The organism is Candidatus Microthrix subdominans, assembly GCA_016719385.1.
Lineage (GTDB): Bacteria > Actinomycetota > Acidimicrobiia > Acidimicrobiales > Microtrichaceae > Microthrix > Microthrix subdominans.
Genome location: JADJZA010000010.1, coordinates 100,610 through 122,623 on the forward strand (window position 1 = coordinate 100,610; position 22,014 = coordinate 122,623).

General features: G+C 68.6%; 17 protein-coding genes. 9 read left to right on the forward strand and 8 right to left on the reverse strand.

Annotated features, from left to right (window positions below):
* Positions 1-359: 359 nt before the first annotated feature.
* From nucS to IPN02_17930, 4 genes are all read right to left on the reverse strand, one after another.
* The gene (gene nucS / locus IPN02_17915) at positions 360-1,019 is read right to left on the reverse strand and encodes an endonuclease NucS (protein MBK9298662.1); all 660 of its coding nucleotides are present in this window, start codon (positions 1,017-1,019) and stop codon (positions 360-362) included.
* A 68-nt stretch (positions 1,020-1,087) separates the two neighbouring features.
* Positions 1,088-2,974: a translational GTPase TypA gene (typA, locus tag IPN02_17920; protein MBK9298663.1), complete on the reverse strand. Its 1,887-nt coding sequence runs from the start codon at positions 2,972-2,974 to the stop codon at positions 1,088-1,090.
* Between the two features lie 346 nt (positions 2,975-3,320).
* Positions 3,321-5,075, reverse strand: a complete 1,755-nt coding sequence (locus IPN02_17925; protein MBK9298664.1) for a DUF222 domain-containing protein — start codon at positions 5,073-5,075, stop codon at positions 3,321-3,323.
* 84 nt (positions 5,076-5,159) lie between these two features.
* Positions 5,160-6,473 (reverse strand): acyl-CoA dehydrogenase family protein, encoded by a 1,314-nt coding sequence (locus tag IPN02_17930; GenBank protein MBK9298665.1) that lies wholly within the window; start codon positions 6,471-6,473, stop codon positions 5,160-5,162.
* A gap of 100 nt (positions 6,474-6,573) precedes the next feature.
* Between IPN02_17930 and IPN02_17935 the strand changes: the two genes are divergently transcribed.
* Positions 6,574-7,851 carry a DUF445 family protein gene (locus IPN02_17935; GenBank protein MBK9298666.1) on the forward strand — a complete coding sequence of 426 codons (1,278 nt, stop codon included), beginning with the start codon at positions 6,574-6,576 and terminating at the stop codon, positions 7,849-7,851.
* Between the two features lie 242 nt (positions 7,852-8,093).
* Positions 8,094-8,531, forward strand: coding sequence for a type II toxin-antitoxin system PemK/MazF family toxin (locus IPN02_17940; protein MBK9298667.1), 438 nt, complete (start codon positions 8,094-8,096; stop codon positions 8,529-8,531).
* Between the two features lie 44 nt (positions 8,532-8,575).
* Here the strand turns inward: IPN02_17940 and IPN02_17945 are convergent, their stop codons facing one another.
* Complete coding sequence (locus IPN02_17945; protein MBK9298668.1) at positions 8,576-10,216, reverse strand: AarF/ABC1/UbiB kinase family protein; 1,641 nt, start codon at positions 10,214-10,216, stop codon at positions 8,576-8,578.
* A 5-nt stretch (positions 10,217-10,221) separates the two neighbouring features.
* On the opposite strand from IPN02_17945, the gene IPN02_17950 reads away from it, so the two are divergent.
* Positions 10,222-11,052, forward strand: a complete 831-nt coding sequence (locus IPN02_17950) for a 3'(2'),5'-bisphosphate nucleotidase CysQ (protein ID MBK9298669.1) — start codon at positions 10,222-10,224, stop codon at positions 11,050-11,052.
* Between the two features lie 76 nt (positions 11,053-11,128).
* Here the strand turns inward: IPN02_17950 and IPN02_17955 are convergent, their stop codons facing one another.
* Complete coding sequence (locus tag IPN02_17955) at positions 11,129-11,893, reverse strand: hypothetical protein (protein ID MBK9298670.1); 765 nt, start codon at positions 11,891-11,893, stop codon at positions 11,129-11,131.
* 205 nt (positions 11,894-12,098) lie between these two features.
* Between IPN02_17955 and IPN02_17960 the strand changes: the two genes are divergently transcribed.
* The 3 genes from IPN02_17960 (at position 12,099) to IPN02_17970 (ending at position 15,497) form a co-directional block, all read left to right on the forward strand.
* On the forward strand, positions 12,099-13,589 hold the full coding sequence (locus tag IPN02_17960) for an AAA family ATPase (GenBank protein MBK9298671.1): 1,491 nt from the start codon (positions 12,099-12,101) through the stop codon (positions 13,587-13,589).
* A gap of 163 nt (positions 13,590-13,752) precedes the next feature.
* A complete protein-coding gene (locus IPN02_17965) occupies positions 13,753-14,607 on the forward strand; it encodes a universal stress protein (protein MBK9298672.1) in 855 nt (284 codons plus the stop codon).
* 26 nt (positions 14,608-14,633) lie between these two features.
* On the forward strand, positions 14,634-15,497 hold the full coding sequence (locus tag IPN02_17970; GenBank protein MBK9298673.1) for a universal stress protein: 864 nt from the start codon (positions 14,634-14,636) through the stop codon (positions 15,495-15,497).
* Positions 15,498-15,570: 73 nt separating this feature from the next.
* Here IPN02_17970 and trxA read toward each other — a convergent pair whose 3' ends face one another.
* On the reverse strand, positions 15,571-16,014 hold the full coding sequence (trxA, locus tag IPN02_17975; GenBank protein MBK9298674.1) for a thioredoxin: 444 nt from the start codon (positions 16,012-16,014) through the stop codon (positions 15,571-15,573).
* A 127-nt stretch (positions 16,015-16,141) separates the two neighbouring features.
* Here trxA and cysD point away from each other — a divergent pair, with 127 nt between their 5' ends.
* The 3 genes from cysD to cysC are packed head-to-tail and all read left to right on the forward strand — an operon-like array spanning position 16,142 to position 18,940.
* Positions 16,142-17,047 (forward strand): sulfate adenylyltransferase subunit CysD, encoded by a 906-nt coding sequence (gene cysD, locus IPN02_17980; GenBank protein ID MBK9298675.1) that lies wholly within the window; start codon positions 16,142-16,144, stop codon positions 17,045-17,047.
* Positions 17,047-18,309: a sulfate adenylyltransferase subunit CysN gene (cysN, locus tag IPN02_17985; protein MBK9298676.1), complete on the forward strand. Its 1,263-nt coding sequence runs from the start codon at positions 17,047-17,049 to the stop codon at positions 18,307-18,309. Before cysD ends, cysN begins: the two co-directional genes overlap by 1 nt.
* 7 nt (positions 18,310-18,316) lie before the next feature.
* Positions 18,317-18,940, forward strand: a complete 624-nt coding sequence (gene cysC / locus IPN02_17990) for an adenylyl-sulfate kinase (protein ID MBK9298677.1) — start codon at positions 18,317-18,319, stop codon at positions 18,938-18,940.
* Between the two features lie 623 nt (positions 18,941-19,563).
* On the opposite strand, the gene ppsA is transcribed toward cysC, so the two are convergent.
* Positions 19,564-21,951, reverse strand: coding sequence for a phosphoenolpyruvate synthase (ppsA, locus tag IPN02_17995; protein ID MBK9298678.1), 2,388 nt, complete (start codon positions 21,949-21,951; stop codon positions 19,564-19,566).
* Between the last annotated feature and the right edge of the window lie 63 nt (positions 21,952-22,014).

Consider the following 22,014-nt stretch of genomic DNA (forward strand, 5'->3'; position numbering starts at 1 on the left):
GCGGGCTGGCGTAGCCCGACCGGTCGGCCTGGGGTGGCATCGGTCCCGGATGCTGGGTTCCCGGTAGCGGTGCTCCGGGAGGTTGCATCCCAGACGGCGGCGTCGTTCCAGGCTGCGCGGTTTGGGGTAGGGGAGCGATGGTGAAGTCGTCCAACTGGGCGCCGCATACCGAGCAGGCGCTCGCTTGGTCCAGGTTGGCGCTCTGGCAGTGACGGCACGTTTGCATGGTGACCTCAGTTGCGAGCGGCCGACCCTACTGGCCCATGCAGCGAGCCTCACGGTTCCAACGCCGTGTTCGGCTGCGTTCAGGAGGTCATCGGCCGTGAGAACAGCGCCTGCCGTGAGAACAGCGCCTGCTGCTAGAACAGCGCCTGCTGGGGCGATTCGATGCCTCGCAGCGCGTCGTAGTCCACCTCGACGCAGCCGATGTCACGCGAGGCTGCCAGCACCTTGGCCTGCGGCTTGATGCTCTGGGCGACGAAGATGCCCCGCAGCGGGCGCAGCGTCGGGTCACGCTCCATGCGGGACAGATACCGGGTCAGCTGCTCCACGCCGTCGATCTCGCCGCGACGCTTCACCTCGATGACCACCGCCACCCCCTCGGGGTCCCGACACAGCAGGTCGACCGGACCGATGTCGGTGGAGTGCTCCCGACGTACCAACGTCAGGCCGTCCTCAATGCGGGTCGGGTCTGCTGCCAAGAGTTCTTGGAGGTGGGCCTCGACCCCGTCCTTTTGCAGCCCGGGGTCCACCCCGAACTCCCATGAGGAGTCGTCGATCACCTCATCGACCGTGATGCGCAGCGTGTCGCCCTTGGGGTTGGTCACCCGCCACTCGCCGGGTTCCTCGATCAGGCGGTTGGGGGCGTTCATCCAGTTGAGTGGCTTGTAGGCGCCGCCGTCGGCGTGGATCGCCACGCAGCCGTCGGCCTTCACCATGATCAGCCGGACAGCGCTGGGAAGGTGCGCGCTGAGGCGCCCTTCATAATCGACCGAACAGCGTGCGATGACCACCCTCATGGGTGCCCTGACCTCATGGGTCAACCGTACCGTGGGGAGCGGGTCGGGTCTGGCGTCCGCTGTGCTCCTCAGGCGTCCGCTTTCGCCTTCTTGGCGGCACGGGCCCGGATGTTGGGGTCGAGTTCGACCTTGCGCAAGCGGATCGACTCCGGGGTCACCTCGACGCATTCGTCGGTGGCGATGAACTCGAGTGCCCGGTCGAGGCCCATCGGCATGGGCGGCGTGACCTTCTCGGTGTTGTCCGAGCCTGAAGCGCGCATGTTGGTCTGCTTTTTTTCCTTGCAGATGTTGACGTCCATGTCGTCGGGGCGGCTGTTCTCGCCGACCACCATGCCCTCGTACACCTCAACGCCGGGTGGCACGATCAGGGCTGAACGCTCCTGGATGGCCACGATGGCGTTCATCGTCGTCGGGCCGCGCCGGTCGGCCACGATCGAGCCGGTGCCCCGGCTGCGGATCTTGCCGGCCCACTTCTCGTAGCCCTCGAACACGTGGTTGAGAACGCCGGTGCCCCGGGTCTCGGTGAGGAACTTGGTGCGGAAGCCGATCAAGCCGCGTGCCGGCACGATCCATTCCTGGCGCACCCACCCGCTGTCGCCGTGGCTCACCTCGTTCATGCGCCCTCGGCGCTCGGACAGCAGCTGGGTGACGGTGCCGGAGAACTCTTCGGGCACGTCGACGGTCAGCCGTTCGAAGGGCTCCTGGCGGACGCCGTCGATCTCCTTGATCAGCACCTGCGGCTTGCCGACGGTGAGCTCGAAGCCCTCACGGCGCATCGCCTCGATCAGCACGGCCAGCTGGAGTTCGCCGCGGGCCTGAACCTCCCAGGCATTGGGCGCCTCGGTGGGCAGCACCCGCAAGCTGACGTTGCCCAACAGCTCGGTGTCGAGGCGGTTCTTCACCAGGCGGGCGGTCAGCTTCGAGCCTTCCTTGCCCGCCATCGGCGAGGTGTTGATGCCGATGGTCATCGACAGGCTGGGCTCGTCAACCGTGATCACCGGAAGCGGACGGGGGTCGTCCGGGTCGGCGATCGTCTCGCCCAGGTTGATGTTCTCGATGCCCGAGACGGCCACCAACTCGCCCGGCCCGGCCGAATCCACCTCGACGCGCTCGTGGTTCTCGGTGACGAACACCGAACCGGTGCGAGCCGAGACGATCGTGCCGTCGGCCTTGCACCAGGCGACCGGCTGGTTCTTCTTGATCGTGCCCGACACCACCCGGCACAGCGCCAGGCGACCGACGAACGGGTTGGAGTCCAGGTTGGTCACCCAGGCCCGCAGCGGGGCGTCCGGGTCGTGGCTGGGTGGCGGCAGGTGATCGACCAGCGTGCGCACCAGCGGCTCCAGGTTGGCCTCCTGGGTGGTGGGATCGAGCGAGGCGGTGCCAGCCTTGGCGTTGGTGTAGACGATCGGGAACTCGAGGTGGTGCATTTCGGCCTCGAGGTCCAAGAACAGCTCCTCGACCTCGGAGACCACCTCGGACACCCGGGCGTCGGGGCGGTCGACCTTGTTGACGACCACGACGGCGGGCAGGTCGAGCTCCAGCGCCTTGCGCAACACGAAGCGGGTCTGGGGCAGTGGACCCTCGGAGGAATCGACGAGCAGGAGGACGCCGTCCACCATCGTCAGCGCACGCTCCACCTCGCCGCCGAAGTCGGCGTGGCCGGGGGTGTCGACGATGTTGAGCTTGACCTCGCCCGCCTTGCCGCCGCCGTGCTCCGCTGACAGCGGCCAGCGCACAGCGGTGTTCTTGGCCAGGATGGTGATGCCGCGCTCGCGCTCCTGGTCCATCGAATCCATCACCCGGGTGGCGTGGCCGTCGGCGGCGTCGCTCTCATCGGGCTTGTGGTGCGCTGACATGGCGCCGGCCTGGCCGAGCAGGGCGTCGACCAGTGTGGTCTTGCCGTGGTCGACGTGGGCGATGATGGCGACGTTTCTGAAACCCTCGACGGGCACGGAGCCTTCGTCGGTGCGGGAGAGGGCAGGGGACGGTGAAATAGACACGGGGCCTCGACTGTGGAGAGACGTCGCCGGCCGGTTGGCTGCGCGTTGCGGGGCGGTGAAACCGATGGTGGACTGCGGCGCGCACGACGTGAGATTTGGGGGGTGTCCATTCTACCCGCTGATCGCCAAGTGCTCCGGTCGGTGTGGTGATGGTCGTTCGTCACCGGGGTTGGATCGCAACACGCTTCGCTTGGTGCAACCGAGACATCGCGCATCGCTGAGGTTGATGGGCCAGGGCTGCGGGGGGGGGGGGGGGGGGGGGGCCGGCGGTTTGATCGCCCAGACAACGCCGTTGCGGCTACTCCCTGAGAATCAGAGGTCGGGTGTCGAACGTTGGTGGGTCGAGTACCCACCAGGGTCGCGGTAGGTCATGGGGTCGCCGCGATTCGGCTGCGGGCTGCGTGGCCGAATCGGCAGTGCTAGTGCCAGTGGGGGTGGCGCCGTCGTCCGAGTGGTTCGGGATGCCGCCGAGAATGGGGGAGAGGTCCGGCGGCCTGGCCGGTACTGGGCTGGGACCCGGGATGATCGACCACCGTTGCAAGCGTTCGCCCGTTGCCCCGAAGCGGTGGGTGGCGGGATCGCCCATACCCGCGTTGCGGGCCGTGTCGGTCAACGCGCCGGTGTCGGTGCTGGACGGGGCCTTCGCCGGCCGGGCGCAGAGCGGGGTTCCGTCGGCGTTGGTGAAGCCCAGGCCGCTGTACGGATCGCCGGTGATGTGGACGAGCCCGTGATGGTGTGCGCGGTGATGGGCCTTGCACAGGGCGGCGAGGTTGCCGGCGTCGGTCCGGCCGCCGTCTTCCCAGTGGATCAGGTGGTGAATCTCCAAGCCTCGGGTGGCCCCGCAGCCGGGGATGACACAGCATCGATCCCGACGCAGGATCAGGCGTCGCAACCGCCGGGAGATCACCCTCGTTCGGCGTCCGACGTCCACTGGGCGGCCATCGCGAAACCCGATGCCGACCAGGTTGGTGTCGCACAGGATCTGGCGGCGGAGTGCATCTGGAAGGGGCTGGGTGGATCCTTCGGTGTAGAGGTGACCAAGTTCGTAGTGGTAGTGCACCAGGGTGCGGTCGGTCGGCTGCCCGCCTGCGGTGTCGGCGTCGGCGTGATCGAGGGCACGCCGTGCCACGTCGACCAGCGCGTCGGCCCAGGTGAGGCGAAGGCGTTCGTCTGGATCCTCGGCTGCCTTGAATGCCCGGTCGCGTGCCTCTTGGAGGGCGGTCTCGATGAGTGCGCCGTCCTCGGGGCTCAGGTTGGCGTTCAGCGACCAGCGGCCGTCGTCTCGCTGCGTAAACCCGAGACGGGGTGGCGGGTTGGCGCTGGTCGGCTCGTCGGCGGTCGTCTGGCCGGCCTTGTCATCGCCGGAGGCGTCGTCCTCCCCGGCCTTGTCGGCCTGCTTGTTGGGCCCGCTGTTGGGCGGGGGACGGACCGCATGGGTGCACGTGCGGAGCTGGTCGAAGGTCATGTTGATGGCGTAGGCGACGTACGTGGTCTGGTACTCCGACGGGATACGTCCGCAGATCAGGTGGGCGGCCTCAAGGCTGATCATGCCGGCCACCAACGCGTCGATGACCTCGGGGTAGGTCTCTGCCTTTTTGGCCACCGAGACCACCCGGCTGATCGTCGCGGTATTGGTGGCCCAATGGATCGCCAGCCACTGGCGGGCCGACAGGACGCCGCCGCCCTTCCACCAGCCGGTGTCGAGCACCCGACACACCGACAACACCATGCGGCCGTGTGTGGCGTTGATGATGCCACCCAGGCTTCGAACGGCGTCGTCGAGCCGGCTGCCCTCCAGTTCGTCGATGATGCCCTCGGGGCCGGCGAGCGCCAGCGCCTCGTCGGCGCGCAGGCGGGCTTCGACCGAGGCGACCATTCCGCTCGGCGGGGCGGCAGCCTCGATGAGCGCATCCGCCCCGCCGGTCGCGTTCGCCGTGGGACCGGACGCTGCCGGCCCCGTCCGGAGGTGCGTCGGAGCGGCGGGTGGTGGCGTGTTCGCCTTGGGTGTAGAAGTGACCGCCGAGATTTCGCCCGGTACGAGTGGCTCGTACATGTGTTCGATTATCCGCCTCGAGCGGGCACTCGTCAAGCAACTTCGGAGGGTACGACGGCTCGGCCGAGCCCGCCGATCTGTCGGCTACTCGGCGCCCTTGGAGGTGCGCAGCTCGTTGAACGGCAGGGTCTTATCGTTGCGCGGTTCCGACGGCAGGCCGAGCACCCGCTCGCCGATGATGTTGCGCTGGATCTGGTCGGTACCGCCGTAGATGGCCGGCCCTGGGGCGAACAGCACCATCTCGGTGATTGCGCCGTCGTAGGGGGCCGAGTCGCCGGCCAACTGGCCGGCGGGCCCGAGGATGCGGGGGCCGAGGTCGATGGTGGCCCTCATCATGTCGCTCATCATCAGCTTGGACAGGTTGGGGAGTCCGGGAATCTCGATGCCGATCGCCTTGGCCGCCTTGGCTCGCCGGTTGGTCATCTTGGCCAGCTCGACCAGCGTGTGGAGGCGCATCAGATCGTCGCGCAGTACGGGGTCGTGCAGCGCCGCCCCGGTGGTCGCTGCCATCTTCAGGATGGCGCTGGGCCCTCCGCCGGCCATCGCCGAGCCGGAGCCGGACGTGTCGCCCCGCACGAAGTCGCCGACCCGCTTCTCAAGGTGGCCGTGCACCGTGCCCGGTACCGCCGAGCTGACGGCGCCGGTGCCGCCGGCACCCAGACCGGCCCGCTCGAACATCAGCGTGGTGTTGGCCACCGCCCAGCCGCGTCCCTCGCCGCCGATCAGCGCTTCGTCGGCTACGCGGGCATCGGAAATGAACACCTCGTTGAACAACGCCCGCCCGGTCATCTCCTTGAGCGGACGAACCTCGATGCCTGGCTGGTGCATGTCGATGGCGAAGTAGGAGATGCCGCTGTGCTTGGGGACCGTCGGGTCGGTGCGGGCCATCAGCATGCCCAGGTCGGCGATCTGTCCGGCCGAGGTCCACACCTTCTGGCCGTTGATGATCCACTCGTCGCCGTCGCGCACCGCCGAGGTACGGATCGCCGCCAGGTCGGATCCGGCCTCGGGCTCGGAGAACAGCTGGCACCAGGCCTCGGAACCGTCGACGATTGTCGGGATGTAGCGCTGCTTCTGCTCGTCGGTGCCCTGAGCGATGATCGTCGGCCCGGCCAACAGCAGCCCCAGGCCGCCCGGAGGTCCGATCGCCCCGGCCTTGGCGATCTCCTCGGCGACGACGACCGCCTCACCTCGCGACAGGTCGCGTCCGTACCACTCGGAGGGCCATGCGGGCACGGACCACCGGGCATTGCGGAGCTTGGTCCACCACTCGCCGACCGACAGCTCCGGATCCCAATTGGAGGTGACCCACGAGGACACCTCGTCGCGAAGCTCGGGGTGGTCCCGGCGTGAGGACTTGGTGGGCGTGTCGGTGCTCTCGGTGCTGGCGTCGCTCATGGATCAGATAATAACGACGAGCCCGAGCGCGGACTAGACCGCGCGGTCAAGTGATCTGGAGCGGCGATCCGGAGCGCCACCGCCTATACGATTTGCGATCGTGACACCGCCGCCAATGCCCTCACTCCCGCTCGCCAGCGATGAGGTGAGACGGCGGTCCGAACTGCGCCGGATGAAGACGGTTGCGGTCGGTCTGCTCCTCGTCGCCACCGCCGTGTTCGTCGCCACGGCGATCGCCGGCGACGACGCTCCCGGGTGGGTGGCCTACGTGCGAGCCGCCGCCGAGGCGGGCATGGTGGGCGGTCTGGCCGACTGGTTTGCCGTCACCGCGCTCTTCAAGCACCCGATGGGTATCCCGATCCCGCACACGGCGATCATCCAAAAACGCAAGGACGACATCGGTGCCGGGCTGGGGTCGTTCGTCTCCGACTACTTCCTCACCGCCGAGGGCATCTCCGATCGCCTGGGCGAGGCTCAGGTGTCGGCCCGGGTGGGCGCCTGGATGGCCGAGCCGGTCAACGCCGAACGGATGGCCCGCCAGGTGCTGACCGTCGGATCCAGCGTCCTCGACGCCGTGCGCGACGACGAGGTGCGCGACGTGATCGAGGACGCCGTGGTGCGGCGCCTACGCACGACCTCCACCGGCCCGGCGGCGTCCCGGGTGCTCGAGCTGATCGTCGCCGAGGGCCGTCACCAGGACGTGCTGTCGGTGATCCTGCGGCGCCTGGGTGAGGTGCTCGAGGTCAACCGGGAGACGCTGCGCACCCGTCTGTACACCGAGTCGCCGTGGTGGGTGCCCAACACGGTGGACGACGTCGTGTTCGATCGCCTGCACGCCGTAGCCACCCGCTACCTGTTCGATTTGGCCACCGACCCCAACCACCAGCTTCGGCTCTCGATCGACGACCAAGTTGAGCAACTGGTGATCGACCTGGCCAACGATCCGGCGACGGTGCGTCGGGCCGACGAGCTGCGCGACGAACTGCTCGATCACCCCCAGCTGCGGGAGTGGACCAACTCGATCTGGCTCGACCTGAAGGAGCGGATCAAGGAAGCCGCCGCCGACCCCGACGATGCGACGCTCGAGCGTGTGTCGGACACGATCGCCCGGGTGGGCAGGCGGCTGAGCGACGACCCGGCGCTGAGCGCCAAGACCGACGCATGGGTGACCACGACTGCGGTGTCGCTGGCCGAGCAGTCGCGCGACCAGGTTGGGGCCTACATCGCCACGACCGTGCAGCGTTGGGACACCGCCGAGACGGCCGAACGCATCGAGCTGCAGGTGGGGCGGGACCTGCAGTTCGTCCGCATCAACGGCACGGTGGTCGGGGCGCTGGCCGGTGTGGTGATCTACGGCGTCGGCCAACTGCTCGGCTGAGGAGTCGGCGAGCCGCATGAGGCCTCAGGCTCGGCGTGAGACCATTCAGGCAACCGTTGGTTTGATGGTGTAACCGGGTTATACTCTTGGCGTGGCCAAGGTAACGATTCACGTCCCGGACGATATTCATCGACGCATGGAGGCCGAGGTGCTCCGTCGTCGGACCACCAGGTCGGGCCTGTGGGTCGAGGGAGCCAAATCGGTGTTGGAGCAGAGCGGGTCTCGCTCTGTCTTCTACGAGCGTGCGCTCGCCACCATGGAGGACCCGGAGTTTCGCCGCTACCAGGAGCGGTCGCTCGAAGCGCTTCGGGCGAGCCCAGCAACACCGCCCATCGACGACGACATCGAAGCACCGGAGCGTCTTCGATGATGGCTCGAGGCCGGACGCTGAGTGGACCCGGCTCGACAAGGTTCGCCCTGCGGTCATCGTCTCGTCCGATGATGTCTGTGATCTGGAGTTCTGGCAGATCCATGTTGCACCGATCACTTCTGCCGCTTGGCACGACGACTTCCCGGCAAGCGTGCCGATTCGACTCGTTGGGGTTGCGTCCTCGAGCTACGTGTCGACGCTGGATACGCAACTGGTCGCCCGATCGCAGCTCGTCGAACACATCGGGCAGCTGTCGAGCGTGGAGATGCGAGCAGTTGACGGGGCGTTAGGAGCGGTGCTCGGGCTGTAGCGGGTAGGGGCCAAGGGGCTCGCTGTCGAGCGGCATGGAAGGCCCTACCGCTTGCCCATACGGCTGCGGATCATGTCCCGGCGGCGGCGCAGCTCCTCGTGGGTGAGCGGGTTGGGGTCCTCCTCGGTCATGCCAAACGCAGCCCGCACCGCGGTCTCGTCAACTGCGATCTCCTCGCCCGCAAGCAGGCCCATCTGCGCGGCGAGCACGTCGCCGTGGCGACCGGCCATCGAAGCAAACAGGTTCATCACCTCGGCCATGATGTCCAGGTCGGGGGCCAGGGTGGCGATGGCTCCGTCGAGGAACACCAGGTTCTTGACGTACAGCATGAGGATCTTCGGCAGCCGGGCACCCATGCCCAGCAGCGCCTTGGTGATCCGCTGCAGCTCCGCCATCATCTCTTCCTGAGACATCTGGGTGGGGTCGAACACCTCGCCGTCAAGGCGCAGCTCCTCGATCACCCAGTCGAGGTCGACGTCATCGGGCAGCGCGCCCAGGTCGCGGAACGCCCCGAGCTGACCCTTGATGTCGCCGGTGGCGCCAGTGATCATCAGGCGGAGGAACGCCATGCGCTCCTTCTCGGTCATCCGGGCGGTGATGCCGAAGTCGAGCAGCGCGATGCGCCCGTCGGCGAGCACGAACAGGTTGCCGCCGTGCAGGTCGCCGTGGAAGATGCCGTGCACCATGGCGCCCTCGGTAAAGCCGACCATGCCGGTGCGGATCACGTCGCGGCCGCTGATGCCGGCGGCGATCATGCCCTCGATGTCCTCCCAGCCGTAGCCCTGAAGGCGTTCCATCACCAGCACCCGACGGGTGACGAGGGTCGGATGGGGCCGGGCGACGACGAAGCCCCGCTGGTCGAGGTGGGCGAACACCTCGGCCACGTCCAGCATGTTCTCGGCCTCAAGACGAAAGTCGAGTTCCTCGGTGATCGTCTCGGTGAACAGCTCGACCAGAGCCGGGGGGTTGGCCAGCGCCGACACGGGGATCCGGCCGATGAGGAATGGCGCCAGCCAGGCCATGACCTCGAGGTCGCGGTACACCGCGGTGCGGATGGTGGGCCGCTGCACCTTGACCACCACCTCCTCACCGGTGAGCAGGGTGGCCACGTGCACCTGGGCGATCGACGCCGCCGCCAACGGGGTGCGCTCGAAGCGGGCGAACACCTCCTCGAGGGGACGGCCCAGGTCGGTCTCGACCACCTGGCGCACGACGTCGAAGTCTTCGGCGGGCACCTTGTCGCGCAGCAGGGCGAACTGGGCGACGAGCTCGTCGGGGAAGATGCCGGCCCCCGAGGAGATGATCTGCCCGAGCTTGATGTAGGTGGGGCCGAGGTCCTCGGCGGCCTGGCGCAGACGGCGGGACAGGCCCTCCATCCGCGGCCCGCGGTCCTTGGCACGGCGTTCGTGCACCACCCAGCCGGCCAGCGCCCAGGCGATGCGGCTGCCCACCGTGACGAGCCGCCCGAGCGGGGGGATGCGTTTGGGCGTGGTGAGGCGGGGCACCTCGCGGGCGAGCGCGGTGCGGATGACGCCGAGGCCGACGTCCCAGTCGAGCTCGTCCCGGTCGATCACCCATGGTCCGGACTCGGTGAAGGCGTAGCGGGCCAGCTCGGGGGTGAGGGGCTCGTTGCCGTCATGGGGCGTCACATCGGAGTTTTGGGGCGCGTGGGCGGGGCTGACCATGACCCATGATCCCCCGCGCCGGGGGTGGGTGGCGAGGCGGGCCTCTACAGTGCGTTCCTCAGGAGGAACCGATGGCCGAGAGCGATGATCATGAGCTGGCCCACCGGCTGGCGACCGAGGCCGGTGCCATGCTGGTTGACCTTCGATGCCAGCTCACCGAGGAGGGGGCGACGCCGGCCGGCCTGAAGGCCGCCGGGGACCGCTCCGCCCATCTGATGCTGATGGAGGCCCTCGCCGAAGCGCGGCCCGACGACGCCGTGCTGTCCGAGGAGGGTCGGGACAACCTGGGCCGATTGGACGCCGACCGAGTGTGGATCATCGACCCGCTCGACGGCACCCGCGAGTTCTCCGAGGTGCCGAGGATTGACTGGGCTGTTCATGTGGCGCTGGTAGAGGACGGCCAGCCGACCGCTGGGGCGGTGGCGCTGCCCGCCGTCGGCGTGACCCACTCGACCGCTCAACCCCCACAGATCCTGGCCGAACCCAATCGGCCACCCCGTCTGGCCGTGTCGCGCAGCCGTCCGTTGCTCGAAGCGATGGCGTTGGCCGATGAACTCGACGCCGACCTGATGCCGATGGGATCGGCTGGGGCCAAGTCGATGGCGGTCGCCACCGGCCTGGTCGACTGCTACCCACACGCCGGCGGTCAGTACGAGTGGGACAGCTGCGCTCCGGTTGCGGTCGCCCGGGCGGCCGGCCTGTGGTGTTCCCGGCTCGACGGTTCACCGCTGCGCTACAACCGCCCCGACCCGTGGCTGCCCGACCTGCTGATCTGCCATCCGGGGGTGCACGAGCAGGTGGCGGCCACGCTGGCCGACTTCGGCTGGAGTTCCTGACCGGAGGGACGGTCGCCCGGCGCCCGGGGTGCTCACAGCGCTGGGGCGCCGCGGACGAGGAGGGTGCTGGGCGCGCTCAAGGTGAGAGCGCCGAGTCCAATCGGGCGGTGAAGAACTGCCCGGTGGCCCAGCCGTCGGTGTTCCATCCCCAGCCCACCCGGCATCGGTCGGCGAGCCGAACACCGTCGGGGGTCACGAACTCGTCGTCGAACTCGCCGCCGAACGGCTCCAGCCGGGGCGGCTTGGTCGAGCCGTTCCAGCGATCGAGGCCGGCTGACCTCAGGCGACCTTGATCGTCGACGGTGACCTCGACGTTCGACGTACCCCCGGGGTGGGCAAGGGTGACGATGGCGCGGTGCTGATCGATGGGGGTCCACTGCGCCCCGGACTGGGGAACGAGCGCCTGGGGGAGCCACGCAACCGTCTCGGCGGCCAGGCGCCCGGCGCCGCTACGGGCGATGTCCGGGCCGCTGGAATGCACCACCGGGATCAACCCGTGCAGCCGGAAGTGCATGCTGGCGCCCTCTGGTGTCATCACGTCTGCTCCCGAAAACCTCACGAGGCGTTGCCCGACGATCGCCCGCCACACGAAGCCTCGACCGGCTACGAGGATCTGGTCGGCGCGGAACGACAGCCAACGCGGGCCGAGCCTCAGCCGTCCGCGCATCGTCAGCTCGACGGCCGATCCGAGGGGCGTGCCGGCCGGGAGCGCTCGTCGCAGCATGCGCTCGGCGGGGGCCGGGAGGCCGGCCAGCGTGTCGGGGTCGAATGCAGGTGCGGGGCCGCCGCTGCCAAGGATCAGGGTGCGACGTGCTGCAGCTGCCTCCAGGGAAGCGTTCACGCTACGCCGAGTGGGTACGGCGAAGGAAGCGCATGGCCCAGCATGCTCCGAGTTAACCAGGTGTGTGCCGGGCAGCGTGGCCATCTGCCGTCGTCGATCGCTTCGTGGCCTACATTTCAAGAACACGTGTTGGCCGAGCCGTTCTGGCCACTGTGCCGACGAGCCGACGAGCCGACGAGCCGACGAGCCGACGAGAGGACCGCAGATGCGTGAGGTTCCGGCCTCCGAGACGCCACCGCTCACCGAGGGGCCACAGGTGGTCGAGACCCACATGTCGTGGGTGTTCATGGCCGGGGACCGGGCCTACAAGCTGCCCAAGCCGGTCAGCCTGCCCTTTCTCGACCACTCCGAGTCCGCAGCCCGTATTGCTGCGGCCGAGCGGGAGGTCGTGCTGAATGCCCGCATCGCGCCCGACGTCTACCTGGGCCTGGCAGACGTGCACGAGCGCGGCGCGCTCGTCGACAAGATGATCGTCATGCGGCGCCTGCCCGCCGAGCGGCGACTGTCGCAGCTGGCCGGTTCGCCCGAGTTCGACGGGTGCCTGCGCGAGGTGGCCCGGGTGGTCGCCAGCTTTCATGCGGCCGAGGAACCGGTGATCAACCCGCGAGCGGCGGGGGCGGACGCACTCGGCGAGAACTGGGCCGACAACTTCGCCGTCACCGACGCCTTGGTCGATGCCGGGGTGGATGCTGTCGACCTGGACCGGGTGAAGACGCTGACGCAGACCTATCTGCGGGGCCGGCGCCCGTTGTTCGACGAACGGATCGCCGACGGCTTCGTCCGGGACGGTCACGGCGACCTGATCGCCGACGACGTGTTCTGCCTCGTCGACGACGGCCCCCAGATCATCGACTGCCTTGCCTTCAACGATGACTGGCGCATCGGCGACGTACTGCTGGATATCGCGTTCCTGGTGATGGATGTCCACCGGGTGGCCGGGCCGGCTGCGGCCCTGAGGCTGCTCGGGTGGTACCAGGGGTTCTCCGGCGAATGCCACCCCTCGTCGCTCGCCCACCACTACGTGGCCTATCGGGCCCACGTGCGGGCCAAGGTCGCCTGTCTGCGCTGGCAGCAGGGCGACGCCCCCAGCGCAGCGCTGGCCAAGGAGTACCACGACCTGGCACTTCATCACCTCGAGCACGGCCGGGTGCGGCTGGTCCTGGTCGGCGGCGGCCCCGGGACGGGCAAGACCGTGCTGTCCAACGGGCTGGGGGACTCGCTGGGGTGGGCGGTGCTGCACACCGACGACATCCGCCGGGGCGTCGCCGCATCGGCCGGCGAGGAAGTCGGCGCCGCAGCGCCGGGCGAGGGCATCTACGACGATGCGCACCGCGATGCGGTCTACGACGAGCTGATTCGCCAGGCCAGGATCTTGTTGTCCGGCGGCGAGAGCGTGGTGCTCGATGCGTCCTGGACGGGTGCACACCATCGGCGTCTGGGCACCGACCTGGCCGAGGAGACCTACGCCGAGCTGGTGGAGATCGAGTGTCGCCTCGACCCATCGGTCGCCAAGGAGCGGATCGCCCGCCGCCGCGAGGAGGCGACGACCAACTCCGATGCCACCGCCGAGACCGTCGACCACCTGGGTGCGCTGAGGGACCCATGGGTCAGCGCCACCGGGGTCGATACCGGCGGGACGAAGGCGACGGTGTTGGGCCAGGCCTGTGGAGTGGTGCTGTCCGATGAACGCCCCTGATCACGTTGACCGAACTACCGTCGGCCCCAGGTGGGGCCGACGCCACGGTCGCGCATCCGGAGCGCCGGGGGCCTAGGTTCAAGGTCGGAGTGGGCCGCTGTGGCGGCGCCGGTGAACCCGAAAAACGTACCAACGGGACCAAACGGAACATGAGGAGTGAGCGATGAAAATTGTGGTCGGCATCGACGGGTCGGAGGCGTCATCAGACGCCCTGCGCTACGCCCATGGCGAGGCGGTGTCCTCGGGCGCCGAGCTGGTGGCCGTCACCGTGTGGGAGGTCCCCGTCATGGCGGCGGCCTACATCACCACCGAGGAGGTCGACGGCGCAATGGATCCCTGGATGGAAGGATTCATCGCTGAGGTGCTCGGCGAGGACGGGTCAGCGGTGAAGCGGGCCCCAGCTTCCGGGTCGGCGGCGGCAGCGCTGTTGGAGGAGGCCGAGGACGCCGACACGCTGATCGTCGGCACCCGAGGCCACGGCGGCTTGGCCGGTGTGATCATGGGGTCGGTCAGCCACCAGCTGGCCAACCACACGCCATGCCCTCTCACCGTGGTGCCGGCGAGCAACGGTGCCGCCGGCGCCGCTGACGGGCCCATCGTCGTCGGGGTCGATGGCTCATCGAACGCCCAGACCGCCCTGCGCTGGGCGGCTGAGCGCGCCGCCCGCACCGGCTTGGGCCTTCGGGTGGTCATGGCCTGGCGTGGTGAGGCCGCAGGTTGGCTGGCCGGAACCGAAGTGCAGACCTCGTGGCCCTCGTTCGAGGACCTGGAACAACAGGCGAGAGAGATGCTGGGCGAGGTGATCGATGAGGCGGGCCTCCCCGAAGGCCTGGAGCCAGAACTGGTACTCGGCGAAGGAGCGCCGGCCTCGGTGCTGCGCGAAGCCGCCGATGGCGCCTCGATGCTGGTGTTGGGATCACGCGGTCGCGGCGGCTTCATGGGCCTGCTGCTCGGCTCGGTGACCAGCCACACCCTCAATCACATCTTCTGCCCGACGACCGTCGTCCCCGCCCAGTGACCGCGTCCGGGCAGCGGGGCCGCGTCGTGGTTGGGTTGGACAGTGGCGCCCCGGCGCCCGGCCCGTTGCGCCACGCGGCCAGCGAAGCGGTGCTTCGCAACGCGATGCTGCACATCGTGTCGGTGTGGTCCTACCCGCCCATGTCGACCGAGGAGCGGATGTTGACCACTGCGTCCGCCGTCGAGGCTGAAACGGCCGAGCGGGTGGCGGGCATCGTGGGCGAGCTGATGACCGAGCAGCCCTACCGTGACCTGTCCGCCGAGGTGGAGGTGACCCAGGGTGCACCGGCCAACCTGCTGATCGCTGCGGCCGAGGATGCGGACCTGTTGGTCGTCGGACGCAGCGATGGTGCGCGGGTGCGCCATGCCGTGTTGGGGTCGGTCGCCTCGAAGTGCGTGCGCCATGCGTCCGGACCGGTCATGGTGGTGCCTCCGGCCGAAGGCCCGGTCACCGCGACCGCCGATGATGCGGAGAGATCGGAGATCCTCGTGGGGATCGACGGGTCGGAGCCAGCGCAGCGGGCGATGAGCTGGGCGCTGGCCGAGGCCGGTCTGCGCGGTGCGTCGGTGCGGGCGGTGTACTGCTGGGAGGAGCCCATGCTGCTCGGCGGGGACCTGATGATGGCGCTGCCGAATCCCGCAGTGTTGGAACGCGACGCCGAAGCGGCCCTGAACGAGTGGCTGTCCGCCGCCGACGTGCCCGACGGGGTGACGCTCACCGGGGCGACCCAGCGCGGCAATCCAGGCCACGCCCTGCTGGACGCAATCGATGACGCCGACCTGGTCGTCGTCGGGTCACGGGGCCTGGGTGGCTTCAAGGGCCTGATGCTGGGTTCGGTTGCTCGCAGGGTGGCGCACCTGGCGCCTTGCTCGGTCGTCGTCATCTCCTAAGCGTCCTCGGCGATGTCGGGCATGTCCGCGCCGGGCATGGCTTGGCCCGCCGCAGCGGTCAGTTCAGGTCAAGTCACCGAGGCGTCGTATGTCCGGCGAGCGTCTGGTCGATCCAGCTGCGCAGCGCTGCGCCCGGCAGCGCACCGACCTGACGCCCTACCTCGGCGCCGCCGACGAAGAGCAACATGGTTGGGATGCCCTGCACTCCCAGCCGGGCCGACACCGCCGGCGCCTCGTCGACGTTGACCTTGACGACCCGCAGCTTGCCGGCCCGCTCGGCCGCCAGCAGCTCAAGCTCGGGGGCCACCATGCGACACGGCCCACACCAGGGCGCCCACAGGTCGACAACGATCGGCAGCGAGGACGTGGCGATCGCCTCATCGAACCCGGCGGCATCGACGTCGACCAGCCAGGGGAGTTCGGCCTGACAGGATGCGCAGCGGGGTCGCCCCGCCGTGGCATCGGGCACGCGATTTTTGGTCTGACAACTCGTGCAGGTGAGCACGGTGCTGGTCATCAAGGTCCTCCTGGTCACGGCTGGGTCGCCGGTTCCCTGTTTCCTACCGCACCGGCAGGCCGGTGGTCGACCCCGGCCGGACGCCGTTGGGAGTGTTCTGGGGTGCGGCTCCTATCATTCACCGAACATGTCGTACGAGCTCTCTCATCTGCGCAGCCTGGAAGCCGAGGCGATCCACATCATCCGCGAGGTGGCCGCTGAGTTCGAGCGTCCAGCCATGCTGTTCTCGGGCGGCAAGGACTCTGCGGTCATGTTGCACCTGGCGGTGAAGGCGTTTTATCCGGCCAAGCCGCCGTTCCCGCTGCTCCATATCGACACCGGCCACAACTTTCCCGAGGTCCTCACCTTTCGGGACGAGACGGTTGAGCGCACCGGGGTGCGGCTGGAGGTGGCATCGGTGCAGCAGGCGATCGACGAGGGCAAGCTGACCGAGCAGACCGGCAGGGGCGCCAGCCGCAACCAGCTGCAGACCCTGCCGCTGCTCGAAGCGATCGAGAAGTACCGTTTCGACGCGCTGTTCGGTGGTGGGCGCCGCGACGAGGAGAAGGCCCGTGCCAAGGAGCGGGTGTTCAGCCATCGCGACGACTTCGGTCAGTGGGATCCCAAGAACCAGCGTCCCGAGCTGTGGAGCCTGTACAACCCGCGCTACCGGCCCGGCGAGCACTTCCGGGTGTTCCCGCTGAGCAACTGGACCGAGCTCGACATCTGGCAGTACATCGAGGCCGACGAGGTCGCTTTGCCCAACATCTATTACGCCCATCGACGCGAGGTGTTCCTCCGCGACGGCATGTGGCTGTCGGTTGGCCCCCACGTTCAGCCGGGCGACGACGAAGTGATCGAGACCCGCATTGTGCGCTACCGGACGGTGGGGGACATGAGCTGCACGGGCGCAGTTGAGTCGCCGGCGGCGACCAACGCCGAGATCGTCGCCGAGGTGGCGGCCGCCCGGGTGACCGAGCGTGGGGCCACCCGTGCCGATGACCGGGCCTCCGAAGCGGCCATGGAGGATCGAAAAAAGTTGGGGTACTTCTAATGGAAATCCTGCGCTTGGCGACGGCCGGCAGCGTCGACGACGGCAAGTCGACCCTGATCGGTCGCCTGTTGTTCGACACGAAGACGATCTTTGAGGATCAGCTGGCGTCGGTGGAGGCCACCTCGGTGCAGATGGGCACCGAGTACACCAACCTGGCGCTACTGACCGACGGCCTGCGGGCCGAGCGTGAGCAGGGCATCACGATCGACGTGGCCTACCGCTACTTCGCCACGCCAAACCGCAAGTTCATCATCGCCGACACCCCCGGCCACATTCAGTACACCCGCAACATGGTCACCGGGGCGTCCACCGCCGACGTGGCCATCATCCTGTTGGATGCCCGTAAGGGCGTGCTCGAACAGAGCCGGCGTCACGCCTTCCTGGCGTCGCTGCTCGGCATCCCTCACCTGGTGCTGGCGGTCAACAAGATGGACCTGGTCGACTACGACCAGTTGGTCTTCGAACGCCTCAAGGACGAGTTTCGTTCCTTTGCGGCGAAGTTGGACATCGGCGACCTGACGTTCATCCCGGTGTCGGCCCTGCACGGCGACAACATCGTCAGCCGCAGCACCAACACGCCGTGGTACGAGGGAACCTCGCTGCTGCACCACCTGGAGGAGGTGCACATCGCGTCGGATCGCAACCTGATCGATGCCCGCTTCCCGGTGCAGTACGTGATCCGCCCGCAGTCCACCGAGTTTCACGATTATCGGGGCTATGCGGGCACGGTGGCCGGCGGCGTCTTCAAGCCCGGCGACGACGTGGTGGTGTTGCCCTCCGGCCTGACGACGACGATCGCCTCGATCGACACCGCCGACGGGCCGGTCGACGAGGCGTTCAACCCGATGTCGGTGACGATCCGCCTGAGCGACGAGCTGGACGTCAGCCGGGGCGACATGATCTGCCGGCCGGCCAACCAGCCTCGGGTGACCCAGGACATCGATGCGATGATCGCCTGGATGGCGGACACGTCCACGTTGAGGGAGGGTGCGATGTACTCGATCAAGCACACGACCCGCACCGCACGGGCCAAGGTTCGCGACGTGAAATACCGCTTGGACATCAACACACTGCACCGGGATGAGACCGCCAGTGGCCTGACCACCAACGAGATCGGGCGGGTGACCCTGCGAACCACCGCTCCGCTGTTTGTCGACGAGTACCGCCGTAACCGCACCACCGGCTCGTTCATCCTGGTCGACGAGGACACCAACGCCACCGTCGGCGCCGGCATGGTGCTGGGCGAAGCCCAGCAGGTTTGAGTGCGCCGTGACCGATGACGTCACCTGGCACGCCGGCCAGATCGATGCCGATGCCCGGGCGGAAGCGCTCGGCCACCGGGGTGCCGTCGTGTGGCTGACCGGGCTGTCCGGGTCGGGCAAGTCGACCCTGGCGGTCGAGGTGGAACGGCGCCTCGTCGTCTCCGGGCGTCCGTCGTTCATCCTCGATGGGGACAACGTGCGCCACGGGTTGTGCGCCGACCTCGGGTTTTCCGAGGTCGACCGACGGGAAAACATCCGCCGGGTGGGCGAGGTGGCCCTGCTGATGGCCGAGGCGGCCCAGGTGGTGCTGGTGCCGTTGATCTCGCCGTACCGATCGGGCCGCGACGCCGTGCGGGCCCGAGCCGAACTGGCCGGCGTGCCCTTCCGTGAGGTCTGGGTGGCGACGCCGCTGGCCGAATGCGAGGCCCGGGACCCCAAGGGGCTCTACGCCAAGGCCCGCGCCGGGGAGATCTCCAACTTCACCGGCATCGATGACCCCTACGAGGAGCCGCTGCAGCCCGAGCTGGTCGTCGGCGGGGCCGCCGCATCGTTGGCGACCAGCGGCGCCTCCTCCGAGATGGCGTCCACGCTGGACGAGCAGGCCGACGCGATCATCGCGCTGCTCGGCTGACCGTTCGGGCGTCGGCGCACCTCGCTTCTGCGAGGGAGACACGACCGGCGCGCGGTCGCGCTCTGGCTGGGCACGCACTCACCGCCCGAGGGATCGCACCACCTCGGCGGTGAGACGTTGAAGCGGCGGGCGTCCATGGCCAGGCGCAACGGCGGCCCGTAAATCGACTGCCACGGGTCGTCGCCCGCATACCAACCGGAGTGACGGGGCACCATCCAATCCGCCGACGGGGCCACGGTCATGAAGCCCGACGTAGGTTGGGCGGGGCGGGGGGGCCGGGGGGGGGGGGGGGGGGGGCCGGGCGGCGGTCGGCCGTCGGGCAGGCAGGACGCCCCCAGGCCGGTTGCGGTCGACACCTGGCCGACGAGCGCCACGTTGCCAACGTCTCAGCCCGCCAGGCGGGCGAACGCTCGGCGCGAGCGGTCGACGTCGTCATCGAAGCTCACCGGGTCGCAACGGCCGGCCTCCCACGCATCCTGGGCCCGTCGCACCGCGGTCATCGCTGTGCGCGGGGCAACCCCACCGACCCGGTGTTCAGCTAGCCGGGGCCGGCGGCGAACTGGGCTGGGACGGAATCGTCGAGCATCATCTCATCCTGACCGCGTCAACCTGCCTGCGTGTGACTACCCGGCTTCGGCCTCGGCGATCCGACGGTTGACGTCGAAGAAGGCATCCGGGGTGACCGACACCGAGTCGATGCCCGCCTCGACCAACAGGCGGGCGTACTCCGGGTCGTTGCTGGGAGCCTGACCGCAGAACCCGACAGGCCTGTCGGCAGCGTGGGCCGCATCGATCAGCTGTCGGATGAGGGCGAGCACCGCCGGGTCGTCGGCGCCGAAGTGCGCCGCCAGCTCGGCGGAGTCCCGGTCGACGCCCAGGGTGAGTTGTGTGAGGTCGTTGGAACCGATGGAGAACCCGTCGAAGCGCTCGGCAAATTCGGCGGCCCTGATGACGTTCGAGGGAATCTCGGCCATCACGTACACCTTCAAACCGTTGTCACCGCGCGCCAGCCCCTCCTCGGCCATGACCTGCAAGACCCGATCGGCCTCCTCCGGGGTGCGACAGAAGGGGATCATCACGATCACGTTGTCGAACCCGATCTCGTTTCTCACCCGGGCGACGGCCTGGCACTCCAACGCAAACCCATCGCGATACCCGGGGTGGTCGTAGCGGGAGGCGCCTCGCCATCCCAACATGGGGTTGTCCTCGGTCGGCTCGAACTGCCTGCCACCCAGCAGCCCTGCATACTCGTTGGTCTTGAAATCGCTCATGCGCACGATCACGGGACGGTCGGCCCAGGTGGCCGCCAGTGCGGCGATCCCGGAGGCCAACCGGTCGACGAAATACTCGGCCGGGCTGGAGTGGTGGCCGGTGAGCTCATCGATCGCCCGGCGGACGGCCACATCCTCGATGCGGTCGGGGTGGGCCAGGGCCATGGGGTGGGCCCTGATGTGCTCGCCGATGATGAACTCCATGCGGGCCAGGCCGATACCGGCCGCCGGTAGCCGCCACCACTTCAGCGCCGCGCCGGGGTTGGCCAGGTTGACCATCAGGTTGGTGCGGGTGGCCGGCAGGTCGTCGAGCGCCAGCTCGTGCGTGGTGATCTTGGCGGGGCCGTCGAAGACCCGCCCCACGTCGCCGCCGGCGCACGACACGGTGACCCGTTGTCCCTCGGCCAGGGTGGAGGTGGCATCGACGGTGCCGACCACTGCGGGAACGCCCAGCTCGCGGCTGACGATCGCAGCATGGGAGGTGCGTCCACCGCGGTTGGTGACCACCGCTGCGGCCCGCTGCATCACCGGAACCCAGTCGGGGTCGGTGGCATCGGCCACCAGGATCGATCCCGATACAAACCGGTCGCCCTCGTCGGGTGAGTCGAGGCGACACACCTCGCCGGTGGCTGCGCCGCTGCCGACCGACAGACCTTCGACCAACTGCGGGCCGTGGTTCGAGACCTCGTAGCTGGTGAGGATGGCGCCGCTTTGGCGGGCCTGCACCGTCTCGGGCCTGGCCTGCACGATGAACAGCTCGCCGGTGACGCCGTCTTTCGCCCACTCGATGTCCATCGGGCGGCCGTAGTGGTTCTCGATGATGACAGCCCAGCGGGCCAGCGTCAGCAGATCGGGATCGTCGAGCACCAGCTGATTGCGTTCTGCGTTGGTGGTGTCCACCGTCATCGTGGGCCCGTCGCCGCTCTCGTCGGTGCTGTTGACGATCTTGAGGCGCTTGCGGCCCAGCGACCGTTCGACGATCGGCACCAGTCGCTCGTCGTCGAGAAACGCCTTGAACACCCGGTAGCGGTCGGAGTCGACCACGCCGGACACGACCGCCTCTCCCAACCCCCAGGCGGCATCGATGAGCACGTGGTGGGGAAACCCGTTCTCCGGATCGATGGTGAAGATCACCCCGGCGGAGCCGGTATCGGATGCCACCATCTGCTGGATTCCGACCGAGAGGGCCACGTCGAGATGGCCAAAGCCGTTCTCGACCCTGTAGGCGATCGCCCTGTCGCCAAACAGCGACACGACGCAGCGGTGATAGGCCTCGATCACCGCATCGGCCCCCCGAACGTTCAGGAAGCTCTCCTGCTGGCCGGCGAAGCTCGCCTCGGGAAGGTCCTCCGCCGTCGCCGACGAACGCACCGCGACGGGCACGTCGCTTTGGCCGACCCGGTCACAGAGTGCTTCGTAGGCCGCTCGCAGCTCGTCGGCCAGAGCGTCGCTCACCCGGGCCGAGCGGAATGCCTCGCGAACGGTGGCGCCGACGGAGCGCAGCGAGTCGGGGTGCTTCTCGAGCCCGGCACCGACGGCAGCGATCGCCGGCCGTAAGCCCTGATCGTCGACGAGATGCCAGTAGGCGGCCGAGGTGACGGCAAAACCGCCTGGCACCCGCACGCCGGCCGATCCGAGGTGTTTGATCATCTCGCCCAGCGAGGCGTTCTTACCGCCGGCCTTGCCGACATCGTCGATGGTGAGCTGCTCGAGGGGGATGATCCACCGAGTGTCGTTCATCGGCAGGGCTCTCGTCGGGCGGGGTTGCTTTGATGCATGTGATCGCTCCTCGGGTTTTCGAAC